Origin of the sequence: Amycolatopsis sp. NPDC051102 (assembly GCF_040682815.1) — a bacterium.
GTDB lineage: Bacteria > Actinomycetota > Actinomycetes > Mycobacteriales > Pseudonocardiaceae > Amycolatopsis.
Genome location: NZ_JBFBBT010000001.1, coordinates 645130 through 657012, shown reverse-complemented (window position 1 = coordinate 657012; position 11883 = coordinate 645130). Strand labels below are relative to the sequence as shown.

General features: G+C 72.6%; 11 protein-coding genes. 7 read left to right on the top strand and 4 right to left on the bottom strand.

The features are described from left to right. Positions 1-14 precede the first annotated feature (14 nt). From AB0M93_RS02845 to AB0M93_RS02820, 6 genes are all read left to right on the top strand, one after another. Complete coding sequence (locus AB0M93_RS02845) at positions 15-887, top strand: TauD/TfdA family dioxygenase (protein ID WP_364267693.1); 873 nt, start codon at positions 15-17, stop codon at positions 885-887. 8 nt (positions 888-895) lie between these two features. Further along, positions 896-2104, top strand: coding sequence for a cytochrome P450 (locus AB0M93_RS02840; RefSeq protein WP_364267691.1), 1209 nt, complete (start codon positions 896-898; stop codon positions 2102-2104). Continuing rightward, a complete protein-coding gene (locus AB0M93_RS02835; protein WP_364267689.1) occupies positions 2101-2781 on the top strand; it encodes a hypothetical protein in 681 nt (226 codons plus the stop codon). Before AB0M93_RS02840 ends, AB0M93_RS02835 begins: the two co-directional genes overlap by 4 nt. A 2-nt stretch (positions 2782-2783) precedes the next feature. Continuing rightward, complete coding sequence (locus AB0M93_RS02830; protein WP_364268905.1) at positions 2784-4241, top strand: serine hydrolase domain-containing protein; 1458 nt, start codon at positions 2784-2786, stop codon at positions 4239-4241. A 14-nt stretch (positions 4242-4255) separates the two neighbouring features. Then, the gene (locus AB0M93_RS02825) at positions 4256-5461 is read left to right on the top strand and encodes a glycosyltransferase (protein WP_364267687.1); all 1206 of its coding nucleotides are present in this window, start codon (positions 4256-4258) and stop codon (positions 5459-5461) included. Positions 5462-5590: 129 nt separating this feature from the next. Further along, entirely contained in the window at positions 5591-6304 is a 714-nt protein-coding gene (locus tag AB0M93_RS02820; RefSeq protein WP_364267685.1) for a FadR/GntR family transcriptional regulator, read from the top strand. A gap of 23 nt (positions 6305-6327) precedes the next feature. Here AB0M93_RS02820 and AB0M93_RS02815 read toward each other — a convergent pair whose 3' ends face one another. From AB0M93_RS02815 to AB0M93_RS02800, 4 genes are all read right to left on the bottom strand, one after another. Then, positions 6328-7353 (bottom strand): ABC transporter permease, encoded by a 1026-nt coding sequence (locus tag AB0M93_RS02815; protein WP_364267683.1) that lies wholly within the window; start codon positions 7351-7353, stop codon positions 6328-6330. Then, the gene (locus AB0M93_RS02810) at positions 7346-8845 is read right to left on the bottom strand and encodes a sugar ABC transporter ATP-binding protein (protein ID WP_364267681.1); all 1500 of its coding nucleotides are present in this window, start codon (positions 8843-8845) and stop codon (positions 7346-7348) included. The genes AB0M93_RS02815 and AB0M93_RS02810 overlap by 8 nt, the downstream gene beginning before the upstream one ends. A gap of 23 nt (positions 8846-8868) precedes the next feature. Further along, the gene (locus AB0M93_RS02805) at positions 8869-9936 is read right to left on the bottom strand and encodes a sugar ABC transporter substrate-binding protein (RefSeq protein WP_364267679.1); all 1068 of its coding nucleotides are present in this window, start codon (positions 9934-9936) and stop codon (positions 8869-8871) included. Between the two features lie 65 nt (positions 9937-10001). Continuing rightward, on the bottom strand, positions 10002-11315 hold the full coding sequence (locus AB0M93_RS02800; protein ID WP_364267677.1) for an enolase C-terminal domain-like protein: 1314 nt from the start codon (positions 11313-11315) through the stop codon (positions 10002-10004). Between the two features lie 242 nt (positions 11316-11557). Between AB0M93_RS02800 and AB0M93_RS02795 the strand changes: the two genes are divergently transcribed. Continuing rightward, positions 11558-11881, top strand: a complete 324-nt coding sequence (locus tag AB0M93_RS02795; RefSeq protein ID WP_364267675.1) for a DUF6204 family protein — start codon at positions 11558-11560, stop codon at positions 11879-11881. The last annotated feature ends 2 nt before the right edge of the window (positions 11882-11883 follow it).

Below are 11883 nucleotides of genomic sequence, written 5' to 3'. Positions count from 1 at the left end.
GAGGGAAGGAAACCATGGAGCAGTACGAACTCGACGCCGTCAAGCGGATCACGACGCGGCCGGCGCGGGACTACCGGACCCTGGCGGTGCGGGGCCTGACCCCGGTGCTCGGCGCCGAGGTCACCGGCCTCGACCTCACCCGCGAACTGACCGAGGAGCAGCTCACCGAGCTGAAGACGGCCTTCCTGGACCACCACGTGCTGGTGTTCCGCGACCAGGACATCACGGTCGAGGACCACAAGCGGCTCGCCGCGAGCTTCGGCGAGCTGCGCCCGGTGAACCCGCCGCCCGAGCACGGCGACCCGTACATCCTCGAGGTCGCGACCGCCCCGGAGTCGGCCACCGTGTTCGGCAACGGCTGGCACGCCGACGGCACCGCCGACGAAGAGCCGTCACTGGGCTCGATGCTCCACATCACGCGGATGCCCGACCCGGGCAGCGGCGGCGACACGCTCTTCGCGAACATGCACCTCGCCTACGACATGCTGTCGCCGAAGCTGAAGGAGCTGCTGACCGGGCTGACCGCGATCCACGACGGCGCGCACGCCTTCCGCGGCCACAAGATCCCGGCGGGCTACGAGCCGCCGGTCAGCGAGCACCCCGTGGTCGTGCGGCACCCGGAGACCGACCGGCCGCTGCTGTACGTCAACCCGGCCTACACCTCCCGCATCCCGCAGCTGTCGGCCGACGAGAGCCAGGCCGTGCTCGACCTGCTGTTCTCGGTCGTGCCGAACCGGCCGATGCTCGCCTGCCGGGTGCGGTGGGAGCCGGACACGCTGGTGTTCTGGGACAACCGCTGCGTCCAGCACCACGCCGTCTACGACTACTACCCGCACACCCGCTTCGGCCACCGCGTCGCCATCAACGGCGGACCGCTCAAGGGCTGAGGAGCACCATGTCCCCCGAACCCGTGGTGGACGTCCGCGATCCGGCCGTCCTCGACGATCCGATGGGCGGGTACGACCGCGTGCTCGCCGAGTCCCCGGTGTGCTGGGCCCGGCTGCCGAACGGCGCGGAAGGCTGGCTGGTCACCGGCAGCGACGCCGTCCGCGCGGTGCTGTCCGATCCGGCCGTGCGCAACGACCCCACCGGCCTGCCGGGGCAGGGCGCGCAGACGCAGGAGGAGACGTTCCTCGCGCTGGGCACGCCGCCGGAGCACCTGCCGTACCTGCGGGCGAGCCTGCTCAGCCTCGACGGCGCCGAGCACACCCGGCTGCGCCGCAGCATCAGCCACGCGTTCGGCGCGGCACGCGTGGCCACCCTGCGCCCGCGGGTGCAGGAGATCGTCGACGAGCTGCTCGACGGGCTGGGCGAGACGGCGAACCTGCTCGACGAGTACGCGTACCCGCTGGCCATGGCCGTGGTCTGCGAACTGGTCGGCGTCCCCGAGCGGGACTGGGCGGACTGGTGGCGCTGGGGCAAGGTGCTCGTCGACGGCGATCCGGCGCGGATCACGCCGACGCTGGGCGAGATGTTCGCCTACTGCCACGCGCTGGTCGACCGGCGGCGGGCCGAGCCGCGCGACGACCTGCTCAGCGAGGTCGTCGCCCAGGACGACCTGACCGACGTCGACGCCGTGGCGCTCGTGGTGTTCCTGGTGCTCGCCGGGCACGAGACGATGGCGCACATGCTGTCCAACGCGGCGCTCGCGCTGATGCGCGACCCCGCCCAGCGGGAGCTGCTGCGCGCGGAGCCGGAGCTGTGGCCGGCCGCCGTGCGCGAGCTGGTCCGCACCGACGGCCCGGTCCAGCTGGCGCGGTTGCGTTACGCCGCAACGGATCTGACGGTGGGCGGGGTCCGGATCCGGGCGGGCGACGCGGTGCAGGCGGTGCTCGGCGCGGCCAACCGCGACCCGGCCCAGTTCGGCTGCCCGCGCCACGCCGACGTGCGGCGGCAGGCCGAGCACGGCGGCCGCGAAGGCAGCGTCGGGTTCGGCTGGGGACCGCACTTCTGCCTCGGCGTCGCCCTGGCGAAGGTAGAGGCCGAAGTGGCGCTGCGCAGCCTGTTCGACCGGTTCCCGGCGGTGCGGCCGGTCGGCGAGCCGGCCTGGGTGCCGTTGCCCCGGGCCCGCCACCGGGTCGCGCTGGAGGTGTCGCTGCGGTGACCGCCCCCGACGTCTCGATCATCCTGCCCTGCGCCGGGTTCGGCACGCGGTTCGGAGCGCCGTACTCGAAGGAGCTGCACTGCCTGGCGCCCGGGGTCACCGTGCTGGACCGCAGCCTGGAGGCCGCGGTCGAGCTGGTGAAGAGCGGCCTCGACGTGCGCGTGGTCGTCGTGTTCGGGACGCACAAGCTCGACACGGTGAAGTACCTGGCGCGCTACGCCGGGACCTTCCAGCTGGTCTTCGTCTACCAGGACGGCGAGACCGAACCGGGGCTCGACGGCGCGATCCGGTGCGCCCTGCCGATGACGCAGGGGCCGGTGGCCCTCGTGCTGCCGGACATCGTCGTCAGCGACGTCGGCAGCCTGCTCGCCGCGCTGCGGGAGACGAAGGTGGCCGGCTGGAGCGTGGTGGCCGCGCGGGAGCGGGATCCCGGCGTGCTGCGGCAGATGGGCGCGCTCACCGTGAACGGCACCGACGGCACCGTCACCGTCGAAGCCGCCGCGGAAAAACCCGCCGACCCGGCGGGGTTCAACGCGCTCTGGGGCATCGTGGCGGTCGCCGCGGCGGAGGCCCACCGGCTGCCGGACGTGGCCCGGCGGGACGCGGACAGCCCGCTGGCCGGGGCGCGCGCCCTGATGGTGGAGCGGATCGTCAACTACAACACCACCGAAGGGTGAGCATGCTCGACGACGTGGTGGCGGCGCTCGACGCCGTCCTGCCCCGGCTGGCCGCGGTCACCGGCACCCCCGGCGTCGCCGTCGTGGTGGCGACGAGCGACGAGCTGCGGACGGCCGCGACGGGGTTCGCGGACCTCGCCGCGGGCACGCCGATGACCGCCGGGACCGTCGCGCCGGCGGGGTCGCTCACCAAACCCGTCACCGGGCTGGCTTTCCTGCAGCTGGTCGAGGCGGGGATGGCGGGCCTGGACACGCCGGTCGACCAGGTGCTGCCGGCCGGGCTGCGCGGCCCCGGCGCAGTACCGGTCAGCACCGCCATGCTGGCCGCCCACCAGGGTGGCTACTACAGCGACATCGTCACCGCCGTCGCGCCCGCCGCGCCGGCCGAACCGATCCTGGACTACGTCCGGCGCCGGCACGCAGTCGGCCGCGCCGTCGAGTACGGCGGAGTGCTGCCGCTGGTGACGGCCCCGGGGGCGTATTCGTACTCGAGCTTCGGCGTCGGGGTGCTCGGCGGCGTGGTCGAGCACCTGACCGGCGAGCCGTACGGCGCCCGCGTCGCCCGGGAGGTGTTCGCGCCGGCCGGGATGGCGGACACGAGCATCGACGACGGCACGGGAACCCCGGCCGGCGCGACCGGGTACATGGCGTTCGGCGACTGGTGCCTGCCGAGCCCGCCGCTGCGGACGTCGGCCTATCCCGGAGTCGGGATGCACACCAGCGCCGCGGACTTCGCGCGGCTGCTGCAGTCCCTGCTGCGCACCGCCCGGGGCGACCGGGGCCTGGTCGGGCCGGACTCGCTCACGGCCATGGCGACCCCGCGCGCGGCGCGGCCGAGCCCGAACGGCGTCCGCTCGTTTTCCGGCCTGACGCTCGAACTCGCCGACCCGGAGCTCGGCGAGGACTGGTGGTGGGGGCACACCGCGGCGTTCCCGTGGGGGTTCTGGTGGGAGGCGCGGGTCTGGCCGCACCGCGACCTGGCCGCGGTCGCGGTCGGCAACCGGTGGGACATGGCCCGGTTCCACAACCCCGCCACCCGCAGCGCCCCCGGCCTGGCCGTCGAGTGGGCGGGCCGGTGGGCGCGCTCGGGAGCCCCGGCGAAGCTCCCGGACCTGGACGGGCGGCCCCGGTGGACCGGTCCCCGGCCCACCCCGGAAAGTTCGCGCTGGATGGGCGTCCTGGTGGGCGAACGCACCCACGGCCTGCTCGGCGTGCCCGAGCCGTTGCCGGTCCGGACGCTGGCCGAAGGCGCGCGTTCACTCGGTGACGGCAATCCGGACGGCTGGGACCCGGCCGCGTTCGCGCGCGGGGTGGAGCTGGCGCGGGCGGTGGCCCCCGATCCCGGCGCGCTCGGCGTGCTGGGCCGCGAACTCGGGCCGGCGGCGGCGCTGTGGATGCTGGAGTGCGGCGCCTCGAGCGCGGACGTCACGATGCCGGTCGGCTTCTACGCCGCCCGGTGAGCGGAGGAACGCGGATGCAGGTGCTGCTGACGACGTACGGAACCCGCGGCGACGTCGAACCGCTGGTGGCCTTGGCGGTGCAGCTGCGGGCGCTCGGCGTCGGCGTGCGGATGTGCACCCCGCCGGACGAGGAGTTCGCCGAGCGCCTCGCCGGCCTCGGGATCGACGCGGTGCCGGCCGGGCCGCCGGTGCGGGCGTTGATGCGCGGCAAGACCCCGCCGCCGGCGGCGGAGCTGGCCCGCTACCGCACCGAGCTGCTCGACGCGCAGTTCGACGTCCTCCCGGCGGCCGCCGAGGGGTGCGGCGCCGTGGTCGCGGCCGGTCGGGCGCAGGTCGCCGCGCGGTCGGTGGCCGAGGCGGCGGGCATCCCCTACGTGTACGTGACGTATGCGGCGGTCAACCTGCCCTCCCCGCACCACGCGCCGCCCCCGCGCCCGGGCTGGCCGGAACCGGCGGAGGCCGGCAATGCGGCGCGGTGGGAGCACGACGCCCGCCTGGTCGACGCCCAGTTCCGCGAGCCGCTCAACGAACATCGCGCCGGGCGCGGCCTGCCCCCGGTGACCGGCGTGCGCGACCACGTCTATTCGGACCGGCCGTGGCTGGCCGCGGATCCGGTCCTGGGACCGTGGCGGGCGGCACCCGGCCTCGACGTGGTCCAGACCGGCGCGTGGACCCAGCCGGACGAGCGTCCGCTGCCGGCCGAGCTGACGGCGTTCCTGGCCGCGGGCCCGCCACCGGTCTACGTGGGCTTCGGCAGCATCAGCCCGGCACCGGACATCGCCCGCTGGGCGGTCGAGACCAGCCGGGCCGGCGGACATCGCGTGATCGTCTCCCGCGGCTGGGCCGACCTGGACCTGCTCGACGGCGAAGCCGGCTGCTTCGCGATCGGCGAGGTGAACCACCAGCGCCTGTTCCAGGAGCTGGCAGCGGTGATCCACCACGGCGGCGCGGGCACGACGCAGACGGCCGCCCGGGCGGGCATCCCGCAGCTGGTGGTCCCGATCCGGCTGGCGGACAACCCGTACTGGGCGGGCCAGGTGGCGGCCCACGGGATCGGCGCGGCCCTGGACGGCCCGACGACGACGCCGGCGTCCCTGACGGCGGCGTTCGAGGAAGTCATGACGCAGGAAACCCGGGACCGGGCGAAGGCCATGGGCGAGAAGATCCGCACCGACGGAGCCGCGGTGGCAGCGCGCCTGTTGCGCGACACTCTTTCCTGACGAGCAGCACCGAGACATCACACGTCTTGGCGACGTCTCCGCCGGCAACACCCCGAAAGCCGGACAACGGCCGGACATACATCATACGACTGGTAAAATAACCTCCTGAGTTGAGCGAACAGGAGCGTCATGGCGAGGTCGTTGACCGACGAAGCGATCGACCGGATCCGGGAGTTCGTCCGGTCCGGCCGGTTCCCCGCGGGCGCCAAGCTGCCTCCCGAACACGAGCTCGCCACCGAGCTCGGGATCTCCCGCAGCCCCACGCGGGAAGCCGTGAAGGCGCTGGCGCTGGCCCGCGTCCTCGAAGTCCGCCGCGGCGACGGTACGTACGTCACCAGCCTCGCACCGAGCCTGCTGCTGGAAGGCCTCGGCAACGCCGTGGCGCTCATGCAGGGCGGCAGCGTCCTGGAACTGACCGAGGTGCGCCGGCTCCTGGAGCCCGCCGCCACCGGGCTGGCCGCCACCCGGATCACCGAAGCGGAACTGCGGACGGTGGGCGAGCTGCTCGACGCGATGCACGAAGCCATCGAGGACGTCGAACGCCTCACCGTGCTCGACGCCGCCTTCCACCGGGCGGTCGTCAGCGCGGCCGGCAACGAAACCCTGACCGCGCTGCTCGACGGGATCTCCTCGCGCACGCTGCGCGCCAGGATCTGGCGCGGGACGGTCGAGCGCGGCGCGACGCACGTGACGCTGTCGCAGCACCAAGCGATCTACGACGCGCTGGCCGGCCGCGACCCGGCGGTCGCCACCGCCGCCGCGCTGATGCACGTCGACACCTCCGAACGCTGGCTGCGTGCGCATCTGGCCGACGTCCGGGAGCTCGACGCCGACCTCGGGTGACGGGGTGCCGTCCCCGGCCGCCGTCAGGTCTGCCGCTTCCCGCTGGTGATGCGGGACATCACCAGCGCGACAAGGATGATCGCGCCGTTGAGCGCGCCGATCCACTGGGCGGGCACCCCGGCGAGGGTCAGCACGTTCTGGATCATGTACAGCAGCAGGATGCCGGTGAAGGCGCCGAAGAGCGTGCCGCGGCCGCCGTTGAGGCTCACCCCGCCGATCACCGCCGCGGCGAACACCGTGAAGATGTAGCCGTTGCCCTGCGCCGCGGCCACCGACGCGAGCCGCCCGGAAAGCAGCAGCCCGCCCAGCGCGGCCAGCACGCTCGCGCCGATCAGCACGATCCACACGATGCGGTCGGTCCGGATGCCCGCGGCCTTCGCCGCGTCCTCGTTCCCGCCGATCGCGTACAGGCTGCGCCCGAACCGGGTGTAGCCGAGCAAGACGATCCCGCCGGCGAACAGCAGCACGCAGATCCAGATCGACGCCGGGATCCCGGCCCACAGCGTCGTGCCGAGGTAGAGCAGCGAATCGGGCAGGCCGAAGAACGTCTGGCCACCGGAGATCCCGGTCAGCAGGCCGCGCAGCACGATCAGCATGCCGAGGGTGACGACGAACCCGCTCAGCCCGAACCGGACGATCAGCAGCGCATTCACCGCCCCGACCAGCACGCCGACGGCCAGCACCACCGGCACTGCGGTCCAGGACGGCAGCAGGCCCAGTGAATGCCCGCCGCCGATCGTCAGCCAGGCCGCCACGCCGGGCGCGAGCCCGAAGGTCGATTCCAGCGAAAGGTCCATCTTGCCCACGACCAGGACCATCGTCTGGGCGAGCACCAGCAGCGCGATCTCCGACATCGTCTGCAGGATGTTGATCACGTTGTCGTACTGGAGGAACACCGGGTTCACCAGCTGGCCGACGACGGCGATCGCGATGATTCCCGGCACGAGCGCGAAGTCGCGCAGGCGGGCCAGGGCGATCCGCCGCGGCGGCCGGTCGGTGCCGGGTCCGGTCCGCGGCGGGACGTCCACCGCGACGGGGCTTTCAGGCATCGAGGTCGACTCCTTCCATGGCGGCCACGACCTCGCGGTCCGGCCGGCCGGCGGGGATTTCGGTGGTGAGCCGGCCGTGCACCACGACCAGCAGCCGGTCGCACACGCGCAGGTCGTCCAGTTCGTCCGAGGCGATCAGCACCGCGGTGCCCGCCGCGGCGGCCTCCGCGACCTTGTCCAGGAGGAACTCCTTCGACCGCACGTCGACCCCGGCGGTGGGGGTGATCAGCACGAGCAGGCGCGGGTCGCCCGCCAGTGCCCTGGCCATGACGACCTTCTGCTGGTTGCCGCCGGACAGCGCCGACACCGGCAGTTCCGGGCCGGGGGTCTTCACCGCCAGCCGCGTGATCAGCTTCCCGGCGAGCCGGTCGCGCAGGCCGGACCGGACGAAGATGCCGGGGCCGAGCCGGTCCATGACGCTCATCGTGGTGTTGTCCGCAATGGACATCTCCGGCACGAAACCCTGGTGGTGGCGGTCTTCCGGGACGAACCCGACGCCCGCGGCCAGCGCGGACGGGACGTCGCCCGGCCGCGGCCGCCGGTCCCCGACGAAGACCGTGCCGGCGGCAGGCTTGCGCAGCCCGGCCAGCGACTCGGCCAGCTCGGTCTTGCCGCTGCCGCCCGCCCCGGCCAGCCCGACGATCTCGCCGGGCGCGATGTCGAACGAAACGTCCGCGTAGAACGGCGCCAGGCTCAGCCCGGCCACCCGCAGCACGGGTTCGGCGCCGTGCCGGGCCGACGACGCCCGCTCCTGCGCCGCGACGCCGTTTTCGCCGGTCATCGCGGCCACGAGGTCGGCCTTCGGCAGTTCGGCGACCGGCGCGGTGAGGACGTGCCGGGCGTCCCGGTACACCGTGACCGTGTCGCAGATTTCGTACACCTCCTGCAGGTGGTGGCTGATGAACAGGAAGGTGACGCCTTGGCGCTGCAGCTCGGCGATGTGCCCGAACAGCCGGGTGATGGCGGCGCCGTCGAGCTGCGCGGTCGGCTCGTCGAGGATGACGAACCGGGCGCCGAACGACAGGGCCCGCGCGATCTCGACGAACTGCCGCTGCGCCACGCTCAGCTCCCGCGCCGGCCGGTGCACGTCGACCTCCACCGACCAGCGCTCGAGCAGTTCGGCCGCCGAGCGGCGCAGCGCGGCCCAGCGGACGAACCCGCCGCGGGTCTCCTGCCGGTTGAGGAACAGGTTCTCCGCCACCGACAGCTCGGGGATGATCGTCGACCGCTGGTACACGCACGCCACCCGCGCCCGCCAGGCGTCGCGGTCGGGCAGGGCCGGTGCCGGTTCCCCGTTCAGCCGCACGGTTCCGGCGTCCGGCGCGGTCAGTCCGGTGAGGACGGACACCAGGGTCGACTTGCCGGCGCCGTTGCGGCCGACGAGCGCGTGCGTCTGCCCGGGCAGGACGGTCAGGTCGGCTTCGTCCAGCGCGACCGTGGCGCCGTAGCGCTTGACCACGTGACGGGCCTCGACGACCGGCACGGTGCTCATGTTCGCTTCCTTTCGGCGGGCCGTCAGCTCTTGCTGTTGCCCCACAGGGACTGGTCGTCGACCTTGACGCTGCTCACCGGGCCGAACGTGGCGCCGTCCGCGGTGACCAGCGGCGCGGCCAGCTGGTCCTCCATCAGGCCGTCGCGGACCTGGATGATGGTGCTGTCGTGGGCGGTCTTGCCCACCGTCGGCGTTTTGCCGGCGATCGCGTCCTTGACGTACTGCAGGGCGTACTTGGCGAAGAGGTCCGCGGGCTGGGACACGGTCGCGTCCATCTCGCCCGCCCGGATCTTGGCCAGTTCCTCCGGGATGCCGTCGTTGGACACGATGAACACGTGCTTCGGGTCGCTCGCCGGAACCGCCAGGCCGCGCTGCTTGAGCAGCTGCAACGTGCCGGACAGCGCGAAACTGGACTGCATGTAGACGCCCTTGATGTCCGGGTTCGCCGTCAGCCGGGTCTGCAGCTTCTGGGCCGCGGTGTTGGCGTCCCAGTTGGTGGCCTCGCCGAAGACGGTGATACCCGGGAAGTTCTTCTTCATGCAGTCGTTGAAGGCTTCGGTGCGGTCGCGGCCGTTGATCGACGCGAGGTCGCCCTGCAGCATGACGACCTTGCCCTTGCCGCCGAGCTTGGTGCCGAGGAACTGGCAGGCCTTCTCGCCGTAGGCGCGGTTGTCGGCCCGCACGACCATGTAGACGTTGCCCTGGTCGGGCCGGGTGTCGACGGACACGACCGGGATCTTCTTCGTCGCGAGCTGCTGCAGGGTCGGGATGATCGCCGCGGTGTCCTGCGGGGCCATCACCACGCCCTTGACGCCCTGGCTGATCATCGTCTGCACGTTGGCCGTCAGGTTGGCCACGTCGTTCTGCGAGCTGGTGGTCTTGAGGTCGAGGCCGAACTGCCCGGCGAACTGGGGCACGTACTTGATGTAGGCGTTCCAGAAGTCGGTGTCCGAGCGTGGGTAGTCGACCCCCACGACGGTTTTGCCGCCGGAAGCGGTGGTCGAGCCGCCACCGCTGCAGCCGGCCAGTGCGGCCGCGGTCAGGACACCGGCTGTGACGACAGCGGCGGCGCGCAGGTGCTGGAACTTCATGACCTCTCCTCGTTGTCGGAAACCGTGACCCGTGCACCGCACCGAGCCGCCGGGCGCCCCGCCGGTCACGCGACCACCACCGCGTCGCGCTGCCAGGCCGGGCCGTCGGGGAACCGGTGCCGCGCCACGGACTCGGGGTGCAACCGCGCCCCGATCCCCGGTTCCCGCGGCGCCAGGTAGCGGCCCCGCTCGATCCGCACCGGATCGACGAAGTGCTCGTGCAGGTGGTCCACGTACTCGATGACCCGGTCGGTCTGGGTGCCGCTCACCGCGACGAAGTCGAACATCGCCAGGTGCTGCACCATCTCGCAGAGCCCGACGCCGCCGGCGTGCGGGCACACCGGGACGCCGAACTTCGCGGCCAGCAACAGGATCGCGATGTTCTCGGTGACCCCGGCGACCCGGCTCGCGTCGAGCTGGAGGACGTCGATCGCCTCCGCCTGCAGCAGCTGCTTGAACACCACGGCGTTGGGGGTGTGCTCGCCGGTGGCCACCTTGATCGGCGCGACCGCCCGGCGGATCGCCGCGTGGCCGAGCACGTCGTCGGGCGAGGTCGGCTCCTCGATCCAGTACGGGTCGAACTCCGCCAGCGGGCGCAGCCACTCGATGGCCTGGCCGACGCCCCACGCCTGGTTGGCGTCGATGGCGATCCGCACGTCCGGCCCGACGACGTCCCGCGCGAGCCGCAGCCGGCGGACGTCGTCGTCGAGGTCGGCGCCGACCTTGAGCTTGATCTGGGTGAAGCCGTCCCGGACCGCCTCCGCGGCGAGCGCCGCCAGCTTCTGCGGCGAGTACCCGAGCCAGCCGGGAGTGGTGGTGTAGGCGGGAAAGCCGGATTCGAGCAGCTCGGCCTGGCGGGCCGCGCGGCCCGGTTCGGCGCGGCGGAGGATGCCGAGGGCTTCCTCGCGGGTCAGGGCGTCCTGGAGGTACCGGAAGTCGACGAGGCCGACCAGCTCCTCCGGCGGCATTTCGGCCAGCAGCCGCCAGACCGGCTTGCCTTCGCGGCGCGCCCGGAGATCCCAGGCCGCGTTGACGATCGCGGCGGCGGCCATGTGGATGGCGCCCTTGTCCGGGCCCAGCCACCGCAGCTGGCTGTCGCCGGTCAGGCGACGCGAGAAGGCACCGAGGTCGGAAAGCGCGTCGGCCACGGGCATCCCGGCGACCAGGGGCACGAGCGCCCGCACGGCGGCGACCTCGACGTCGTTGCCGCGGCCGACGGTGAAGGCGAGCCCGTAACCCTCGTCGCCGTCGCTCGTGCGGATGGTCACGTACGCGGCCGAGTAGTCGGGTTCCGGGTTCATCGCGTCCGACCCGTCCAGGCTCAGCGAAGTCGGGAAGCGCACGTCCACGGCGTCGATGGCGCTGATCACTTCGGCCAACGTGGCCACCTCTCATCCGACGCAGACAACATATGTATGGCTACGCGCCGGATCGAGGATTGTCCAGAGTCAGTGGGTAACACGGCGGAAACTTGAACGACAAGTCACCTGTGACTACTTGCAGTAGTTTTCCGTATGATGACTGCGTCGCATATTGGGCAAGACATCATATGTCTGCTAGGTTCGCCGGCACCGGAGAAAACCGGTTCGCTCCCGGTCGGCGCATCGGTACCGTGACGCGCATGCCGACCTACCGCGTGCTCGTCCGGGGCAAGTTCGACCGGCCGAGCGGAGCCGTCCGCGAGAAGCTCCTGGCCAACGCCGGCGACGACACCCTTTCCGGCCTGTCCTTCGCCGAGACGGGCACCCTGACCTACAGCCGGCACCTGGGCGGGTTCAGTTTCCGGGTCCTGGTCGAGGCCGCCGCCGGTGACGACGCCACGCAGCGGGCGCACGACGACGCCGTGCTGCAGGCGATGGACCTGCTGGAGCGCGAGGGTTATCCGTACCGCGATCTCACGGTGAGCTCGACCTGCATGGACGACGTCCGGACCACACGCCGCTGAGC

Coding starts and splice junctions, on each gene's coding strand:
- AB0M93_RS02820 (WP_364267685.1), top strand. CDS start 5,591: ATGGCGAGGTCGTTGACCGACGAAGCGATCGACCGGATCCGGGAGTTC.
- AB0M93_RS02830 (WP_364268905.1), top strand. CDS start 2,784: ATGCTCGACGACGTGGTGGCGGCGCTCGACGCCGTCCTGCCCCGGCTG.
- AB0M93_RS02840 (WP_364267691.1), top strand. CDS start 896: ATGTCCCCCGAACCCGTGGTGGACGTCCGCGATCCGGCCGTCCTCGAC.
- AB0M93_RS02805 (WP_364267679.1), bottom strand. CDS start 9,936: ATGAAGTTCCAGCACCTGCGCGCCGCCGCTGTCGTCACAGCCGGTGTC.
- AB0M93_RS02825 (WP_364267687.1), top strand. CDS start 4,256: ATGCAGGTGCTGCTGACGACGTACGGAACCCGCGGCGACGTCGAACCG.
- AB0M93_RS02815 (WP_364267683.1), bottom strand. CDS start 7,353: ATGCCTGAAAGCCCCGTCGCGGTGGACGTCCCGCCGCGGACCGGACCC.
- AB0M93_RS02810 (WP_364267681.1), bottom strand. CDS start 8,845: ATGAGCACCGTGCCGGTCGTCGAGGCCCGTCACGTGGTCAAGCGCTAC.
- AB0M93_RS02845 (WP_364267693.1), top strand. CDS start 15: ATGGAGCAGTACGAACTCGACGCCGTCAAGCGGATCACGACGCGGCCG.
- AB0M93_RS02795 (WP_364267675.1), top strand. CDS start 11,558: ATGCCGACCTACCGCGTGCTCGTCCGGGGCAAGTTCGACCGGCCGAGC.